Origin of the sequence: Streptomyces bathyalis (genome assembly GCF_015910445.1) — a bacterium.
GTDB lineage: Bacteria > Actinomycetota > Actinomycetes > Streptomycetales > Streptomycetaceae > Streptomyces > Streptomyces bathyalis.
The window spans coordinates 6930070-6947324 of record NZ_CP048882.1 but is presented as its reverse complement, the minus strand read 5'-3'; the positions used below and the strand labels follow the sequence as shown (position 1 = coordinate 6947324).

The window sequence follows — 17255 nt, the reverse complement described above, 5'->3', positions numbered from 1 at the left end:
CCGTCGCCCCCCGTTTCACGCTGCCCGCTCAACCCTGCCACGGAAACGCGCGGGGGCGGCGCCGTCGCAAAACCCTGGCGCGCGCGGCGGATTTCACCACTGTGCGACGGCGCGGTCCCTCCGGGCGGTCTCGCGGGAGCGTCCCGGGCGGACGGAGAGCGAGGGGTCAGGCCGCCACAGGAGGACGCCAGCCCGGGTCGCGACCGCTGAGCGCGACCAGTTCATCGAAGGGAGACGCACTCTCGGGGACGGGGAAGGGTTCGCCGAACACGTTCATCTTCCGCCCCATGGGCGCCAGTTCCCTCCAGCCCTCGAGCAGCACCGGGAGGCTCGGCTCGTACGGGCTGAAGTCCTGGCCCGTGGCGCGGGCGAGGTCCCAAGCGTGCACGGTCAGGTCGCCGAGCACCATTCCGCCGACGGTGCGCTGCGGCAGTCCCATCCCCTGCGAGGTGCCTTCGAGCGCGCCGGGGGCCGACCATGCCTCCACCAGGCGTGCGGTCTCCTCGTCGAAGCGCGTGCGCCAGTCGGCCTTCCCGCCGTCGAGGTAGTCGGGGGTGGTGGTGAAGTCAGCCGTACCCCTCGCGGCGAGGGCCTGGAAGCCGACGACCACGTGGATGAGGTGGTTGAGCAGGGCGCTCACGTCGTACTCGCTGCACGGTGTCGGGACGCCCAGCTGCTCGTCCCGCACGCCGTGCACGACCGGGCGGGCCTGTTGCACGGCCCCTTCGAGCAATGCGGAGAATTCGTTCGTCATGGCCGGAACGGTACGGCGGCCGGGCGGACCGCGGCTTGAAGAAACGCGACAGCAGGACAGGCATAGGATCGGCGGCATGGCAGGTGAGCACCGCGAGGACGGCCCCGCCTCCCCGGACGCGGCCGCCGGGTACGGAGGGAACACTCCGCGCAGCGACACCAGGGGCATCGTGGACGCGGGTGAGCTCTTCTCACGGGTGCGCTTCAGGCGGCGCATGGCCGCGGCGCCGCTGCGGCCCTACGTGGAGCACTACTGGCTGATCGACTGGCAGCTGGAGCAGCCCTACCTGTCGCAGGTCGTCCCGCACCCTTCCGTGAACATCGTCTTCCAGCGGCACGGTGAGATCTCCTCGGAGGCCGAGGTGGCGGGGGTGGGTCTGGGCCTGTTCTCGATCACGCTGGAGGGCACGGGCCGGGTGTGCGGTGTCCAGTTCCGTCCGGGCGGCTTCCGGCCCTTCCTCGCCCGCCGGGGCCGCGGGACCGTGGCGGGGCTGACGGGCCGGAGGGACCCGCTCAGCGAGGTCTTCCCCGACCTCCCGCGGACCCTCCCCGACGTGGTGCTCTCACCCGGCGAGGAGGACGCCAGGGTCGAGGCGCTGGACACCTTTCTGCTGGACCTGGGCCCCGAGGACGATCCGGCCGCCGAGCGCGCCATGGAGCTGGCGCATCTGGTGCGCACGGACCGCGGCATCACGCGGGTCGAGCAACTCGCCCGCCGGGAGGGCGTGTCGGTGCGGTCGCTGCAGCGGCTCTTCGCGGCCTGCGTGGGCGTGAGCCCCAAGTGGGTCATCCTGCGCTACCGCATCCACGAGGCGCTGGAGCAGGCGGCGGGGCACCGGGACATCGACTGGGCACGTCTGGCCGGTGAGCTCGGATACAGCGATCAGGCCCACCTCGTACGGGACTTCACGGGCACGGTCGGCCTTCCGCCGACGGAGTACGTACGCGCCGCCCTGCGCGCGCAACCCTCGCGTGCCTGACGTCCCCGCAGGCCGCCGCCGCTCCGATGAGACCGGCGTCGGTGCCCATCTGGGCGGGCACGACCTCCAGGCCCTGCACGAACGACAAGGTCGCGTACTCGCGCAACGATCGCCGGAGCGGCGCGAAGAGAACCTCGCCCGCCTTGGCCACTCCCCCGCCGAGCACCGCTATCTCTATCTCGACGAGCGTGGCCGTGGCGGCGATGCCGGCGGCGAGCGCCCGGGCCGCACGCTCGAACGACGCGATGGCCACGGAGTCGCCCGCCCTCGCCGAGGCCGCCACCGCGGCGGCCGACACGTCCTTGTCGGCGCCGGGCCGCCATCCCCGGTCCAGCGCCCGGCGGGCGATGTTGGGGCCGCTCGCGATCCGTTCGACGCAGCCGCGCCCGCCGCACGGACAGCTGTCGCCGTCCAGGTCGACGCTGATGTGACCGATGTGGCCGGCGTTGCCGCTGGGGCCCGGCTGGAGCTCGCCGCCGAGGACGAGGCCCCCGCCGACGCCCGTGGAGACCACCATGCACAGCGCGTTCGCACGGCCCCGTGCCGCGCCCTGCCAATGCTCGGCCGCAGCCATCGCGACGCCGTCCCCGACGAGCGTCACCGGCAGGCCGCCCGCATGCTCGCGGACCCCCTGGACCAGGGGGTACTCGCGCCAGCCGGGAATGTTGACGGGAGAGACGGTGCCGGCCTTGGCGTCCACCGGGCCCGCGCTGCCGATGCCCACGGCGCGGGCGGCCGCCCACAGCGGGGACGCGGCGAGCTCGACCAGCACCTCGCCCACGGCGGCCATGACCTGCTCGCCCGTACCGCCCGGCGGAGTGGGGCGCTGTGCCCGTACGAGCAGCTCCCCGCCGCCGTCCACCAGCGCCCCCGCGATCTTCGTACCGCCGATGTCGAGAGCCGCGACGAGGTCCTTGTGCATGGGGTGATGTTCTCCAGGGGGAGGGGGCCGTAGACCCGCCCCCTGCCGGGAACGGTCGAGAGATCAGTCTGGCGCTTTGTGACAACGTTGTCCAGACTGCTGTGCGGGGCAGCTATGCTGCTCGCTGCTGCTCCGCGCCTCACAAGGGGGATCCGAAAGCCGTGCCCGAGAGCGTACGTTCCGCCGCCGCCCGCCCGTCCGCCGGGCGATACGGCAACCGGCCGACCATGAAGGACGTCGCCGCCCGCGCCGGCGTCGGCCTCAAGACCGTTTCGAGAGTGGTCAACGGGGAGGCGGGCGTCTCGCCCGACACCGAGCGGCGCGTGCAGGAATCGATCACCGCCCTGGGCTTCCGCCGCAACGACAGCGCGCGGATCCTGCGCAAGGGCCGCACGGCCAGCATCGGGCTCGTGCTGGAGGATCTCGCCGACCCGTTCTACGCGCCGCTGAGCCGCGCCGTGGAGGAAGTCGCCCGCGCGCACGGTGCGCTGCTGATCAACGGCTCCAGCGCCGAGGATCCCGGGCGCGAGCAGGAGTTGGTCCTCGCCCTGTGCGCCCGGCGCGTGGACGGCCTCGTCATCGTCCCGGCCAGCGACGACCACCGCTATCTGGAACCGGAGATAGCCGCCGGCGTCGCCACCGTCTTCGTCGACCGTCCCCCGGGCATGATCGAGGCGGACCAGGTGCTGGTCGACAGCTTCGCCGGTGCGCGCGAGGGCGTGGCACATCTGATCGCGCACGGACACCGGCGCATCGGCTTCATCGGCGACCTGCCCCGCATCCACACGGCGCACGAACGCATACGGGGGTACGAGGCGGCGATGTCCGAAGCCGGCCTCCCCGTCCACCCGAGCTGGGTGGCTCCGGGTTCCACGGATCCCGCGCGGGTGCGTGCGGACGCCGAGCGCATGCTGGGCGGACCCGAACCGGTCACGGCCTTCTTCGCGGGCAACAACCGGGTGACGGTCACGCTGGTGCGGGTGCTGGCAGAGCTGGAGCGGCCCGTGGCACTCGTCGGCTTCGACGACTTCGAGCTCGCCGACATGCTCTCGCCCCCGGTCACCGTCGTCGCGCAGGACCCGGCCCAACTGGGGCGCACCGCGGCCGATCTGCTCTTCCGGCGGCTCGACGGTGCCCACGACCCGCCGTGTCTGAAGACGCATCCGACGACGCTCATCGCGCGCGGTTCGGGCGAACTGCCGCCCGCCTGAGGCCGTTCGGGGCCTTCCGCCCTTCCGGCTCCGCGGATGCGGACTGCAGCCCGGTGCATGGCAGTTGCTCGCCATGCACCCGGGGCCGCCGGCTCAGCCCGGCAGTACGGATTCGAAGAGAGCCTCCGCTTCGCGAAGGGCCGCGGCGAGGCCGTCCGGCCGGGTGCTCGCCGCGGCCAGCACCTCGTCGATGCCACGCAGCCCGGCCCGCTCCAGCAGAGTCTTCTCGTTCGTCACCCACACGCCCCGGTCGGCGAGCACGGCGTGGGCATGCTGCATCGCGGCGACCGAGATCGCTCCGGCGACCTCGGTGAGGCGCCCGCGCGGTGCGTAGTTGGTCCTGGCGTAGGAGAGCGTGGCCAGGGCCGTCTCACGCCACCGGGCGGACGCCGACGAGCGCAGAGCGGGCGGGTAGGACGGGCTGGGCAGCTCACCGCGGAGCGTCCTGTTGAGGGCGAGTTCACCGACCACGAGATAGCTGGGGATCCCGGCCAGGTGGAACATGAGCTGTTCCCGGTGGAATCTGCCCGCCTCCGCCTCGGCGATCTCGTGCTCCACGACGTCCAGGTCGCGGTAGTGGACGTCGGTGCGGCGGCCGTCGACGGTCAGCCAGGCGCCGCCGTTGAACACGCCTCCGCCCCACTCCCCGATCCCGCTGACCTCACCGGGCCAGCCCAGGGCGCGCAGCTGACCGGGGTCGAAGGCGCCCCGGTAGTAGAGGGCGAAGTCCCAGTCGCTGCCGGGCCGTTGCGTGCCCTGGGCGCGGGAGCCGCCGAGCGCCACGGCCCGCACCCCGGGCAGCGATGCGAGCCCGTCGGCGACGTGGTCGAGGAAGGCCTGATCGTCCATGTCAGCCGTTGTACACGGCTGCGGGAGACTCAGCAGACCGGAAGGCCGGGCACGGGCTGGTTGTTGTCCCCGCCCTTGATGTAGACATCGCTGACGAACACACCTGCGTTGCCGCTGTCGTCGTCGGTCTTGGCCCACCACACGTTCGTCCAGCGCCCCGACGTCTCGCGGTGGGGAAGCTTCTTCTGGCAGAAGAAGTAGTTCGTACCGGCGTTGAGCTGACCGACCGGCTTGTGCGCCCCGTTGTAGGACGTGGCCGTCTTCCACACCGTGCAGTCGAACTTCCCCCCGCCCCGCGGGTGGCAGGCCGGCGCCGGACCCGGTGCGCCTCCTCCGCCTCCGCCGCCGCTCCCGCCGCCGTCCCCCGTACCGGACGAGCCGCCCGCACCGCCGGGCTTCGAGCCGCCCGTCCTGTCATCGTTCGGCCCGCTGTTGCCGGCCTTGTCTCCCGTGCCCTTGCCGTCGCCGGGGCCGCCTGCCGACGCCCCCGCCTTGTCTCCCTGCTTCTTGCGGTCGCCCGATGAGGGCTCGTTCTTCTCGGGGACGCTGTCCGCTCCCTTGCCCGCTTCCTGCTTCCCGGCGCCCGCGGTCCGGCCCTCGCCGGACCCTCCGCCCGCGCGGTCGGCGCCGTCGCCGCCCGTTCCCGACATCACGGCGTAGGTGCCACCCGCGCCGGTCAGGACGACGGCGGCCACGGCGGCGGCGATCAGGGACCGCCGGCGCCCGCCGGGCCGTTCGGCGCGGGTGTGGACGGTGTGCCGGTCGGTGTCGCCTCCGTGGCCGTACGCCGGAGGCACCGCCCCCGCTGCCGCGGACTCCGTTGCGGAAGCCGCTCCGGACGCACTCTGCGGAGCATCGACCCGAGGGGGCCAGGCGCCGGCCGCGGCGGATCCCGCCGGCTGCCGCTGTCCCGACTGCCCCTGAGCGTCGGCGACTTCGGCCGCCGCCGCCCCAGGAACCTGTCCCGGCCCGTGTCCCTTGGGCCGCTCGGCCGCACCGAGCTGCATCGTCTCGGAAGGGCCCGCCGGAGGCTCCGTACCCTTCGCCACGGCCTCGAGCAGCGCCTTCGCGCGTTCCGCGTCGGCCCGCTTCGCCGGGTCCTTGTCCATCAGTTCGGCCAGTACGGGCCCGAGCGCTCCCGCGCGCTGCGGTTCGGGGAGCGGTTCCACGACGATGGCGTTGAGCGTGGACCAGGTCGAGGTGCGGCGGAAGGGGGCGGCGCCCTCGACGGCGGCGTACAGCGTCGCACCCAGGGCCCACACGTCGCAGGCCTCGCGCGGTGCCTCGCCGCGCGCACGCTCCGGGGCCAAGTAGTCGAGGGAGCCGACCAGTTCCCCGCTGCCGGTGAGCTGCGTGCCGGCGCCGTCGTCCGGGTCCTCCACGGAGGCGATGCCGAAGTCGGTGAGGACGACGCGCCCGGTGCCGTTCTCCAGGAGCACGTTGCCCGGCTTGACGTCCCGGTGGAGCACTCCCGCGCGGTGTGCCGCGGCCAGCGCGTCCATCACCTCGGCGCCGATGGCGGCGGCCTCCCGCGGCTCCAGGGGGCCGCGTTCGCGGAGCACGTCGTCGAGCGAGGGCCCCTCGATCAGTTCCATCACGATGACGGGACGGCCGTCGTGCTGTGCGACGTCGTGGACGGAGATCACTCCCGCGTGCCGCACGCGTGCCGCGGCCCGCGCCTCGCGCTGCATCCGCGTGCGCAGTCCCTCCAGTTCACCGGAGCCCGCGTCGGTGAAGGTCCGCAGTTCCTTGACCGCGACCTCCCGGCCGAGCACGTCGTCGACGGCGCGCCAGACCACGCCCATGCCGCCCCTCCCGAGGCGGCCCGTCACGCGGTAGCGCCCCGCGAGGACCCTGCCCGTCTCCGGCGGTCCCGTGCCCTCGTCCGCAGCGCCCGTGTTGCCGCTTCCGCCGTCCTCCGGCGACCGATCCCCCGGTGTCCGCACTGCCCGTCCCCTTTGCCCGCGTTATTGCCGCGTACCGAAGGGCCAGACTACGGGCCGGAATTGACTTGCGCCTCAGTGGCCCGCCCCGCGAGGGCGTCGAGGTCCGCCCGTGTCAGTCCGGAGTGCCTCGCGACCTCGCCGGACGAGAGTGCGCCGCAATCCAGGCCGCGCAGCAGGTAGTTGCTCAGCGCACGGGCCGTGGCGGGCTCGTCCATCACGGCGGCGTCTCCGCCGGCGTTTCCGGTGTAGGCGGCGAGGCGGGCCGCGGCGCGCTCCATGCCCTCGCGGTAGAAGGCGTAGACGGCGGCGTAGCGCGTGGGCAGGTGGCCCGGGTGCATGTCCCAGCCCTGGTAGTAGGCGCGGGCCAACGACCGCCGCACGAGGGCGTGATGGTGCCTCCAGGCGTCGTGCACCTGCTCCCTCCGGCCGCTGGGGACGATGTTCGTCGACCCGTCGGACAGGCGCACCCCCGTTCCGGCCGCGGCGGCCTGCATGACGGCCTTGGCGTGGTCGGCCACGGGATGGTCCATCGCCTGGTACTCGGCGCTCACCCCGCATGCGGCGCTGTAGTCGAAGGTGCCGTAGTGGAGGGAGGTCGCGCGCCCGCCGGCGGCGTCGATCATGAGGGCCACGGTGGCTCGTCCGTCGGGGCCGAGGATCGACTGCGTGGTCTCGATCTGGATCTCGAATCCGATGCGGCCCTCGGGCAGCCCGCGTGCCGTTTCGAACTCCCCGCACAGCCGCGCCATCGCCGCGACCTGCTCGGGGTGGCTGACCTTGGGGAGGGTGAGGACCAGTCCGCCGGGCAGGCCGCCCGCGTCCACCAGGCCCGTGAGGAAGATGTCGAGGGTGCGGATGCCGCGGTCGCGCACGTCGGCCTCCATGCACTTCATGCGGATGCCCATGCACGGGGGCGCGCTGCCGTCTTCGAAGGCGTCGGCGACGAGCCGGGCCGCACGGGCCGCCGCCGCGTCCTCCTCGCTGTCGGGACGCCGGCCGTAGCCGTCCTCGAAGTCGATGCGCAGGTCCTCCACGGGCTCGCGCTCCAACTTCGCCCGCACGCGGTCGTGGACAGGGCCCGCGAGGTGTGACGGCAGGCCCAGCACCGACGCGAAGGAGACGGCGTCCGGGGCGTGTTCGTCGAGCATTTCCCGCGCCTGCTCGCCCCAGGCGCTCACGGTCCCGGACGAGACGGCGTCGGCCGGCACGTAGACGGTGTGCACGGGCTGGCGCGTGGGCGGCTCGCCGGGGTACCGGCGGGCCAGTTCCGCGTCGACGGGGGCGAGGCGGTCCGCGATCTCTTCGCTCACGCTGTCCGCCAGGCTCGTGGCCACGTCCGCGTCCTCACCCACGCCAGGCTCCTCTGCCGGTCTGCTTCCGGCCTCCCGGCCAGCTGCTTCAACAATTCGTTTAAGACGCTAGCCGCGGTCTTCCGCACGGGTCAACCGTCACTCCGGCATCGCCAGAAGCCTGGCCTCGGTCTCCTCGTCCATGCCCTTCTTCGGACGGTCCGGTCTCTGCGGGGCTCTACCGCCGATCCGCCGGAGCCACGCCCAGGTGTCCGCCACCGTCTCCTCCACCGGACGGCAGCGCAGTCCCGCGGCCAGCGCCTTGGACACGTCGCTCCGGTGCATGTGCTCGTAGTCGGCACTGCCGGGCGGCAGCCAGACGGGGAGGCCGGTCCACGGCTCGGCCCCCGAAGCGAGCACGGACTCCGGTGTGCGCCAGCGCAGTTGGGCGTGGCCCCCGGTGACGTCCACGCAGGTGCGCAGCAGTTCGCCCATGGTTGTGTGCCCCGGAAGCGAGACGACGTTGTACACGCCGCCGAGCCCGCGGGCGGCGGCCACCACCCACCCGGCCAGATCCCGGACGTCGATGTACTGGAGCGCCAGCTCGGGCGGCCCGGGCGCCGGTACGTCGCCTCCGCGGGCGATGCGCGTCAGCCACCACGGCAGGCGGCCGACGTTCTCGCCGGGACCGACGATCAGGCCCGCCCGCACGAGCAGCGCCCGGTCGCCGAAGGCATCGGAGGCGGCGAGCTCTCCTCCGCGCTTTGCCCGCGCGTAGTCGGTCTCCGCGTCGTCCGGTGAGGCGTCCACGACCGGAAAGGTCTCGTCGGCACCCGCCGCGACCGGCTCGGCGTACACCGACCGGCTGGAGATGTAGACGTAGCGCCCGGCGCGGCCGGACAGCAGCCGCGCCGTGTCGCGTACGGCGCGGGGCGCGCCCGACCAGGTGTCCACGACGGCGTCCCACTCCCCCTGCGCCAGGGCCGCGAGACCGTCCTCGGACGAGCGGTCGCCCAGCAGGACCCGCACTCCCGGCGGCGGCGCGTGCCGCCCGCGGTGGAAAACGGTCACCTCCCAGCCGTGCGCCGCCGCCGCCTCGGCGATGGCTCTGCCCACGAACTCCGTACCGCCCAGCATCAGGAGTCGCATGCCGCGAGTCTCTCCGCGCCGGGGAGGACACAGACCTCGTCCCGCTCTCGGCTGAACAAGCGGAACGCACAACGCGCCGCCCCCGCATGCCGGTGGCGTGCGGGGGCGGCGGAGCGGACCGGGCGGACGGAGGCCCGGCGGGGAGGGTCAGCCCTTGCGGGTCTTGATCTCTTCCGTCAGCTTCGGCACGACCTCGAAGAGGTCGCCGACGATGCCGTAGTCGACGAGATCGAAGATCGGCGCCTCGCTGTCCTTGTTGATGGCCACGATGGTCTTGGACGTCTGCATGCCCGCCCGGTGCTGGATCGCGCCGGAGATGCCGGTGGCGATGTAGAGCTGGGGGGAGACGGTCTTGCCGGTCTGGCCGACCTGGTTGGAGTGCGGGTACCAGCCGGCGTCGACGGCGGCACGGGAGGCGCCGACGGCGGCCCCGAGCGAGTCGGCCAGCTCTTCGATGATGTGGAAGTTCTCGGCACCGTTCACACCGCGGCCGCCGGAGACGACGATCGCGGCCTCGGTCAGGTCCGGACGTCCGGTGGACTCACGCGGCGTGCGGGAGACGATCCTGGTTCCGGTCGCCTTCTCGCTGAAGGACACCGACAGCTGCTCGACCGTACCGGCGGCCGGCGCGGCCTCCGGGGCGGTGGAGTTGGGCTTGACGGTGATGACCGGAGTGCCCTTGCTGACGCGGGACTTGGTGGTGAACGCCGCGGCGAAGACGGACTGGGAGGCCACGGGCCCCTCGTCCCCGGCCTCCAGGTCGACGGCGTCCGTGATGATCCCGGAGCCGATGCGCACTGCGAGGCGGGCGGCGATCTCCTTGCCCTCCGAGGAGGACGGGACGAGGACAGCGGACGGGGAGACGGCGTCGTAGGCCGCCTGCAGCGCGTCGACCTTCGGCACGACGAGGTAGTCGGCGAACTCGCTGCTGTCGGCGGCCAGCACCTTCACGGCGCCGTACTCGCCCAGCGTCTTGGCGGCCTCGTCGGCGCCGGGGCCGAGGTGCACGGCGACGGGGTCGCCGATGCGGCGGGCCAGAGTGAGCAGTTCGAGTGTCGGCTTGCGGACGGCACCGTCCACGTGGTCGACGTAGACAAGGACTTCAGCCATGGGGTTGCTCCTGCGGAAGAGTGGGGCGGTTTGTGCGGGCGGGCTCTCGCGTCACCTTGGCGTCGCTCGGACGGGCCTCAGATGAACTTCTGGCCCGCGAGGTACTCGGCGAGCTGCTTGCCGCCCTCGCCCTCGTCGTTGACGACGGTGCCGGCGGTGCGCGGCGGGCGCGGCGTGGCGTCGTCGACCTTGGTCCAGGCGCCCTCGAGTCCGACCTCGTCCGCCTCGATGTCCAGATCGTCCAGGTCCAGGGACTCCACCGGCTTCTTCTTCGCCGCCATGATCCCCTTGAACGACGGGTAACGCGCCTCGCCGGACTGGTCGGTGACCGAGACGACGGCCGGCAGGGATGCCTCGAGGTGCTCCGTCGCGGTGTCACCGTCGCGCCGCCCGTTGACCTTGCCGTCGGTGACGGAGACCTCGGACAGCAGCGTCACCTGCGGCACGCCGAGACGCTCGGCGAGGACGGCCGGGAGCACGCCCATGGTGCCGTCGGTGGACGCCATGCCGCACATGACCAGGTCGTACCCGGTCTTCTCGATGGCCTTGGCCAGGACGGCCGAGGTGCCGAGCGCGTCGGTGCCGTGGAGGTCGTCGTCCTCGACGTGCACGGCCTTGTCGGCACCCATGGAAAGCGCCTTGCGCAGCGCGTCCTTGGCGTCCTCGGGACCGACGGTCAGCACGGTGATCTCCGCGTCGTCGGCCTCCTCGGAGATCTGCAGGGCCTGCTCGACCGCGTACTCGTCCAGCTCCGAGAGCAGGCCGTCCACGGACTCGCGGTCGGTGGTCAGGTCCTCGGCGAAGTGCCGGTCGCCGGTGGCGTCGGGCACGTACTTCACACAGACAACGATCCTCAGGCTCACGCCGGCTCTCCTACTGCTTGTCCTACGGTTCCGGTCCGTCGCTGAACCGGCACCCCGTTCTCGATATTACTCGCCAGTACACATAGCGCGTACCCGGTTCTCAAGGCCGGGAACTGTGACCTTGCCAACCCGGGCCCGCGGGAGCGCGAGCCCAACTCAATCACGACGGCCGCCCGGCGACGCCGCCGGTGACCGCGCTGTCACCGTGCCGAGGCTGCACCCGGGGGTCAAGCAAGGGACCGCCCGGTGCGACATCAATCACGGGTCCGCGCGGCCCGCCCGTTCACGTGGACTTCTCCCGCCGGGCGCTCTCCCCGGTGTCTCCCGCGGGGCGCTCCCCCGCCGCACCGCCCGTATCCGCAGAGCCCGTGTCCCCAGAGCCCGCCTCGACCGCCGGGGCCAGCGCCGCGATGACGTCGGCCTTGCGCGGCTGCCCGTAGGCGCGGCTCACCTCACGGCCGCCGGCGTCCAGCACGAGAACCGCCGGGGTGCGCACGATCCCCAACTCCCTTACGAGCGCGAGGCGTTCCTCCGCGTCGATCTCCGCGTGGGCCACGCCGGGCACCATGCCGCTGACCTCTCGCAGGATGCGCCTCGTCGCGCGGCACGGCTGGCAGAAGGCACTGGAGAATTGCACCAGCGTCGCCCGCCGCCCCAGGGCTCCGGCGCCGAGCGTCTCTTCGCCCAGCCGCGTGCCTCCGTCGCCGGTCTGCTGCCGCACCGCGCTCTCCTGCCGTCTCACTCGTGTCCTGCTCGCCGCCCCTACGTCCCGCAGTGTGCAGCACATGCGGCATGTACGGGCATTCCCACCAGGCCCCGGCCACAGGGCGGACCGCGGTGTAGCCATCGCCCGGGCCGATGGGGAACCATCGGCGGCGGACCGAAGTTACGCATCCGTAGGAATTTGGCTGCGCACCTGGCGGGAGCCGCTCCCTCCCAGGACGGACAGGAAGGGCTGCGCTCATGGCAGAACTCGTCTACCCACCCGTGATCGCCACGGCACGCGCCTGGTTCAAGGCCCTGGACCTGCGCTTCGACATCCAAGGCACCGAGCACGTGCCACGACGGGGCGGCGCTCTGCTGGTGAGCAATCACATCAGCTATCTGGACTTCATCTTCACCGGTCTCGCGGCGCTGCCGGCGAAGCGGCTGGTGCGCTTCATGGCGAAGGACTCGGTCTTCCGGCACAAGGTCTCCGGACCGCTGATGCGGGCGATGAAGCACATACCCGTGGACCGTTCACAGGGCGAGGACGCCTACAAGCACGCGCTGAAGGCGCTTGATTCGGGCGAGGTAGTGGGCGTCTTCCCCGAGGCGACCATCTCCCGCTCCTTCACGCTCAAGGACTTCAAGTCCGGTGCCGCCAGGCTGGCGCAGGAGGCGCGCGTACCGCTGGTGCCGGTCGCGCTGTGGGGAACGCAACGCCTGTGGACCAAGGGCCACAAGCGGGACTTCGGACGCAACCACTTCCCCGTCGGCATACGCGTCGGCGAGGCGCTGCACGCCGCCCCGGACGAATCGGCGGCGGGGCTGACCTCGCGGGTGCGCGAGCGCATCCAGGATCTGCTGGAGTCGGCGCAGCGCGCCTACCCGGGCACCCCGAACGGGCCGAACGACAAGTGGTGGCTGCCGGCTCACATGGGCGGAACCGCGCCGACACCCGCCGAGGCGAGGGCGATGTAGCGCCCGGCACGACGGCCGGGGACGGCGGCAGCCGACGGGAGGCCGGCGCCGCGGCGCCGGTCCGTCAGCGGCCCATTTCCTCGCGCAGCGCCGCGATGAACCCGTCGACGTCCTCCTCGCTGGTGTCGAAGGAGCACATCCAGCGCACGTCGCCCGCGGCCTCGTTCCAGAAGTAGAAGCGGTAGCGCTTCTGCAGGCGCTCGCTGACCTCGTTGGGGAGGCGCGCGAACACCGCGTTCGCATCGACGGGGTAGAGGATCTCGACCCCGTCGACGTCCTTGACGCCTTCCGCGAGGCGGCGCGCCATCGCGTTGGAATGGCGGGCGTTGCGCAGCCACAGGTCGCCCGAGAGCAGGGCGTCCCACTGCGCGGATATGAAGCGCATCTTGGAGGCGAGCTGCATGGACAGCTTGCGCAGGTGCTTCATCGCGCGGACGGCGTCCGGGTCGAGGACGACGACGGCCTCGCCGAAGAGCATCCCGTTCTTGGTGCCGCCGAGGGAGAGGACGTCGACGCCGGCGGCGTTGGTGAAGGCCCGCATGGGCCTGTCGAGCGCCGCTGCGGCGTTCGCGATGCGGGCACCGTCCAGGTGCACCTTCATGCCGCGCTCGTGGGCGTGGTCGCAGATCGCGCGGATCTCCTCCACGGAGTAGACGGTGCCGAGTTCGGTGCTCTGTGTGAGGGAGACGACCTGCGGCATCGCCCGGTGCTCGTCGTCCCAGCCGTGCGCCTCGCGGTCGATGAGCTCGGGCGTGAGCTTGCCGTCCTCGGTGGGCACCGTCAGCAGCTTCAGCCCGCCGACACGTTCCGGGGCGCCGCACTCGTCCACGTTGATGTGCGCGCTCTCGGCGCAGATCACCGCGCCCCAGCGGTCGGTGAGCGCCTGCAGCGAAATCACGTTGGCGCCGGTGCCGTTGAAGACCGGGTAGGCCTCGGCCCGTGGGCCGAAGTGGCTGCGGACCGTCCGCTGGAGGTGCGCGGTGTACTCGTCGTCGCCGTACGCGGACTGGTGCCCGCCGTTGGCCAGGGCGAGCGCCGCCAGGACCTCGGGGTGGGCGCCGGCGTAGTTGTCGCTGGCGAATCCGCGGATCCCGGGGTCGTGGCGGCGCTTCGCGTCGGTGTTCAGGGCTTCGGGGTCAGCCACAGGCGTTGTCCGTTCACTTCCTCGGTGGGCGTGCTCCACGTGCCGGCGATGGTGTCGGCCAGGTCCTTGACGTCGGTGAAGCCGGCGAACTTGGCCTTGGGACGTTCGGCCCGCATCTGGTCGCTCACCAGTGCCTTGACCACCAGGATGGCAGCAGCCGCGGACGGTCCGGCCTCGCCCCCTGCCTTGCGGAAGGAGTCCCCGAGCGCCAGTGTCCACGCCTCAGCCGCGGCCTTGGATGCGGAGTAGGCGGCGTTGCCCGCCGTGGGATTGCTCGCACCGGCGGCGCTGACCAGCAGGAAACGGCCGTTGCCGCTGCGCGCCAGCGGGGCCTCGAAGGCGAGCGAGGTGTGCTGCACGGTGCGGATCAGCAGATCGTGCAGCGTGTCCCAGTGCGCGAGGTCGGTCTCGGCGAACGACGCCGAGCCCCGCCAGCCGCCGACAAGGTGCACGAGCCCGTGCACCTTGCCGAACTCCTTCTCGGTCCGTGCGGCCCACTCGCGCGTCGCCGCGAGGTCCAGCAGGTCGACGGTCTCCCCGGTCACGCGCGCACCGCCGTGCGCGAAGCGGGCGGCGTCGACGGCCTGGGCGAGGCGCTCGACGTCGGAGTCGGCCCCGACGACCGTGGCCCCCTCCTCGGCGAGCCGCAGCAGCGCCGCCGCTCCGGCAGGCCCTGCCGCTCCCGCGACGGCGATGACGGACCCTTCGAGGCTCCCCTTGCCGTTGCCCTGGTATCCGCGTGCCGTCGTGTTGGTCATGCCTGTCGCCTCCTGGTCCCTCGACGCCCCTGTCCGTTCCGCCCGCCCGTGTGCTCAGGCGGCGGCCCGTACGGCGGCCTCCGCTGTGATGCCCTTCGTCGATGCGATCACGGAACGGAGCTTCTTCGCGAGGGCCTCATAGAACATGCTCAGCGGAAACTCATCCGGAAGCACGTCGTCCACGAGCTTTCGCGGCGGCAGGCTCAGGTCGAGCGCGTCGGGCCCCTTGGCCCAGGTGGAGCCCGGGTGCGGCGCGAGGTAGGCGGCGACCAGCTCGTACGCCTTGAACCAGTGGACGAGCTTGGGACGGTCGATGCCCGCGCGGTAGAGCATCTCGATCTCCTCGCGCAGCCGCACCGTCACCTCGCGCGCGAGGTTCCAGTCGATGGCCAGCTTGTTGTTCGTCCAGCGCAGCGCCCCGTGCTGGTGGAGGTAGGCGAAGAGGAGCTGGCCGCCCAGCCCGTCGTAGTTGCGGTTGCGCTCGCCCGTGACCGGGAAGCGGAAGAGCCGGTCGAGCAGCACGGTGAACTGCACGTCGCGACCCTGCGGATAGCCGTCGGCCTCCAGGCGCACGGCCTCGTGGAAGGCCGTCAGGTCGCAGCGCAGCTCCTCCAGCCCGTACATCCAGAACGGCTGCCTCTGCTTGATCATGAACGGGTCGAAGGGCAGGTCACCGTGGCTGTGGGTGCGGTCGTGCACCATGTCCCAGAGCACGAATGCCTGCTGGCAGCGCGCCTGGTCGGAGACCAGTTCCCGGGCGGTCTCGGGGAGTTCGAGGCTGGTGACGTCGCAGGCGGCGTCGACGACGCGGCGGAAGCGCGCCGCCTCGCGGTCGCAGAAGATGCCGCCCCAGGAGAAGCGGGGCGGCGCCTCACGCACGGCGACGGTCTCCGGGAAGAGCACCGCCGAGTTCGTGTCGTAGCCGGAGGTGAAGTCCTCGAAGGTGATGCCGCAGAAGAGCGGGTTGTCGTAGCGGGTGCGCTCCAGCTCGGCCAGCCAGTCCGGCCAGACCATGCGCACCACGACCGCCTCGAGGTTGCGGTCGGGGTTGCCGTTCTGGGTGTACATCGGGAAGACGACGAGGTGCTGGAGGCCGTCCTGGCGGTTCTGTGCGGGCTGGAAGGCGAGCAGGGAGTCGAGGAAGTCCGGGACGCCGAAGCCGCCCGCGGCCCAGCGGCGCAGGTCGGCGACGAGCGCCTCGTGGTAGGCGGCGTCGTGGGGCAGCAGCGACGAGAGGTCCCGCACGGCGACGCAGACCTGCTCCACCTCGGATTCCACGGCGTCACGCGACGGAGCGTCCTCCGCCTCGAAGTCGATCGAGCCGTCCTTCGACTGTGCGGGGCGGATGGCTTCGACGGCGTCCTTCAGCACTGCCCATGCCGGGTGTTCGACCACGCGCTCGTCGGACATTCCCCGGGTGTCCGCGACCTTGGACGAAAGCATTTCCGTCATGACTACCCCTCCACAGAAGAACCTGGCGTCATGAAAACGGTAGCCGGGTCCGGGGGCCCTCTCAAGTGGAGGGGTCAGGAAATTATCCTTCCGGACCCCCGTCTTCGCCGTGGATCTTCCTGTCCGACGCGGTCGACGCAATGACTTTGCCCAGTCCGGCCATGGCTTCGGAGGAGTCCGGGAGCAGGTCGCCCACCGCGAGGAAGCCGTGGAACATGCCCGGGAAGTGCGCCTCGCTCACGGGCACCCCGGCGTCGCGCAGCTTCGCCGCGTAGGCACGCCCCTCGTCGCACAGCGGGTCGCAGCCCGCGGTGACCACATGGGCGGGCGGCAGACCCGACAGATCGGCCCTCAGCGGCGCCGCGTAGTGGTGCGTCAGGTCGCTGCCGGGGGCGAAGTACTGGGCTCCGAACCAGTTCATCGCGGCCTCTGTGAGGAAGTAGCCCTCCGCGTTGAGGCGCCGGGACTCCGTCTCGGCGAGGGGATCGGTCGAGGGGTATATGAGCAGCTGGTGAGCGATCCGCGGACCGCCGCGCTCACGGACCATGAGGGTGCACACCGCGGCGAGGTTGCCGCCCGCGCTGTCGCCCGCGACCAGCAGCGCCTCCGGGTCGCCTCCCAGCTCCGCGATGTTCTCCGCGGCCCAGCGGACGGCCGCGTAGGCGTCCTCCGCCGGCTCGGGGAAGCGGGTCTCCGGCGCGAGCCGGTAGTCGACGGAGACGACCACGGCTCCGGACGCGCGGCACATGGCGCGCGCCGTCGCGTCGTGCGTCTCGAGACTTCCCAGGACCCAGCCGCCTCCGTGGAAGAAGACCACAGTGGGCGCGGCGCCGCCGGCCAGCTCCTCCTCGTACGGGCGGTAGATCCGCACCGGCAGCTCGGGCGCGCCCTCGGGCCCGCGGATCAGACGGTCGGACACCTCGCCGACAGGGGGCTCGCGCGGCGGTTCCGGCATCGACAGGGCGAAGATACGGCGGGCCTCGGCCGCGTCGTGGACGCTCACGCCGACGTCCGGGAAGACGGCCGCCATGGCCTCCATCATTTCGCGGGCTCCGGGGGCGAGGCGTTCGGGACCTCGGGGCGCGCTGCTGCCGCTCACGTTGCTGCTCCTTCGTCGCGTGTGTGTTCCGTGCGTTCCACCGGGCG

Annotated in this window: 16 protein-coding genes; 3 read left to right on the top strand and 13 right to left on the bottom strand. The window is 72.1% G+C overall.

The window, feature by feature from the left end; genetic code table 11:
- Nucleotides 1–166 precede the first annotated feature (166 nt).
- A complete protein-coding gene (locus tag G4Z16_RS30260) occupies nucleotides 167–754 on the bottom strand; it encodes a TIGR03086 family metal-binding protein (protein WP_197353749.1) in 588 nt (195 codons plus the stop codon).
- A gap of 76 nt (nucleotides 755–830) precedes the next feature.
- On the opposite strand from G4Z16_RS30260, the gene G4Z16_RS30255 reads away from it, so the two are divergent.
- Entirely contained in the window at nucleotides 831–1733 is a 903-nt protein-coding gene (locus tag G4Z16_RS30255; RefSeq protein ID WP_197353748.1) for a helix-turn-helix domain-containing protein, read from the top strand.
- Here G4Z16_RS30255 and G4Z16_RS30250 read toward each other — a convergent pair.
- Nucleotides 1660–2655, bottom strand: coding sequence for an ROK family protein (locus tag G4Z16_RS30250; protein WP_197353747.1), 996 nt, complete (start codon nucleotides 2653–2655; stop codon nucleotides 1660–1662). The genes G4Z16_RS30255 and G4Z16_RS30250 overlap by 74 nt on opposite strands.
- A gap of 227 nt (nucleotides 2656–2882) precedes the next feature.
- On the opposite strand from G4Z16_RS30250, the gene G4Z16_RS30245 reads away from it, so the two are divergent.
- Nucleotides 2883–3866, top strand: a complete 984-nt coding sequence (locus tag G4Z16_RS30245; RefSeq protein WP_106965348.1) for a LacI family DNA-binding transcriptional regulator — start codon at nucleotides 2883–2885, stop codon at nucleotides 3864–3866.
- A 93-nt stretch (nucleotides 3867–3959) separates the two neighbouring features.
- Here G4Z16_RS30245 and G4Z16_RS30240 read toward each other — a convergent pair whose 3' ends face one another.
- From G4Z16_RS30240 to G4Z16_RS30210, 7 genes are all read right to left on the bottom strand, one after another.
- The gene (locus tag G4Z16_RS30240) at nucleotides 3960–4715 is read right to left on the bottom strand and encodes a nucleotidyltransferase domain-containing protein (protein WP_197353746.1); all 756 of its coding nucleotides are present in this window, start codon (nucleotides 4713–4715) and stop codon (nucleotides 3960–3962) included.
- Between the two features lie 29 nt (nucleotides 4716–4744).
- Nucleotides 4745–6661, bottom strand: a complete 1917-nt coding sequence (locus tag G4Z16_RS30235; RefSeq protein ID WP_197353745.1) for a serine/threonine-protein kinase — start codon at nucleotides 6659–6661, stop codon at nucleotides 4745–4747.
- 47 nt (nucleotides 6662–6708) lie between these two features.
- On the bottom strand, nucleotides 6709–8013 hold the full coding sequence (locus G4Z16_RS30230) for a DUF6986 family protein (RefSeq protein WP_197353744.1): 1305 nt from the start codon (nucleotides 8011–8013) through the stop codon (nucleotides 6709–6711).
- 96 nt (nucleotides 8014–8109) lie between these two features.
- Entirely contained in the window at nucleotides 8110–9099 is a 990-nt protein-coding gene (locus G4Z16_RS30225) for an NAD-dependent epimerase/dehydratase family protein (protein ID WP_197353743.1), read from the bottom strand.
- Between the two features lie 147 nt (nucleotides 9100–9246).
- A complete protein-coding gene (locus G4Z16_RS30220; RefSeq protein ID WP_197353742.1) occupies nucleotides 9247–10209 on the bottom strand; it encodes an electron transfer flavoprotein subunit alpha/FixB family protein in 963 nt (320 codons plus the stop codon).
- A gap of 77 nt (nucleotides 10210–10286) precedes the next feature.
- Nucleotides 10287–11072 carry an electron transfer flavoprotein subunit beta/FixA family protein gene (locus tag G4Z16_RS30215; protein ID WP_197353741.1) on the bottom strand — a complete coding sequence of 262 codons (786 nt, stop codon included), beginning with the start codon at nucleotides 11070–11072 and terminating at the stop codon, nucleotides 10287–10289.
- Between the two features lie 283 nt (nucleotides 11073–11355).
- Complete coding sequence (locus G4Z16_RS30210) at nucleotides 11356–11859, bottom strand: thioredoxin family protein (RefSeq protein ID WP_197353740.1); 504 nt, start codon at nucleotides 11857–11859, stop codon at nucleotides 11356–11358.
- Between the two features lie 176 nt (nucleotides 11860–12035).
- Between G4Z16_RS30210 and G4Z16_RS30205 the strand changes: the two genes are divergently transcribed.
- Complete coding sequence (locus tag G4Z16_RS30205) at nucleotides 12036–12755, top strand: lysophospholipid acyltransferase family protein (protein ID WP_197353739.1); 720 nt, start codon at nucleotides 12036–12038, stop codon at nucleotides 12753–12755.
- 64 nt (nucleotides 12756–12819) lie between these two features.
- Here the strand turns inward: G4Z16_RS30205 and G4Z16_RS30200 are convergent, their stop codons facing one another.
- The 4 genes from G4Z16_RS30200 to G4Z16_RS30185 all read right to left on the bottom strand — a co-directional run bounded on the left by G4Z16_RS30200 (nucleotide 12820) and on the right by G4Z16_RS30185 (nucleotide 17208).
- The gene (locus G4Z16_RS30200) at nucleotides 12820–13899 is read right to left on the bottom strand and encodes a threonine aldolase family protein (protein ID WP_197353738.1); all 1080 of its coding nucleotides are present in this window, start codon (nucleotides 13897–13899) and stop codon (nucleotides 12820–12822) included.
- Entirely contained in the window at nucleotides 13878–14657 is a 780-nt protein-coding gene (locus tag G4Z16_RS30195; protein ID WP_197353737.1) for an SDR family NAD(P)-dependent oxidoreductase, read from the bottom strand. The genes G4Z16_RS30200 and G4Z16_RS30195 overlap by 22 nt, the downstream gene beginning before the upstream one ends.
- Nucleotides 14658–14711: 54 nt before the next feature.
- Nucleotides 14712–16109: a DUF6421 family protein gene (locus G4Z16_RS30190; protein ID WP_197353736.1), complete on the bottom strand. Its 1398-nt coding sequence runs from the start codon at nucleotides 16107–16109 to the stop codon at nucleotides 14712–14714.
- Between the two features lie 82 nt (nucleotides 16110–16191).
- The gene (locus G4Z16_RS30185; protein WP_246531145.1) at nucleotides 16192–17208 is read right to left on the bottom strand and encodes an alpha/beta hydrolase; all 1017 of its coding nucleotides are present in this window, start codon (nucleotides 17206–17208) and stop codon (nucleotides 16192–16194) included.
- Nucleotides 17209–17255: the final 47 nt, after the last annotated feature.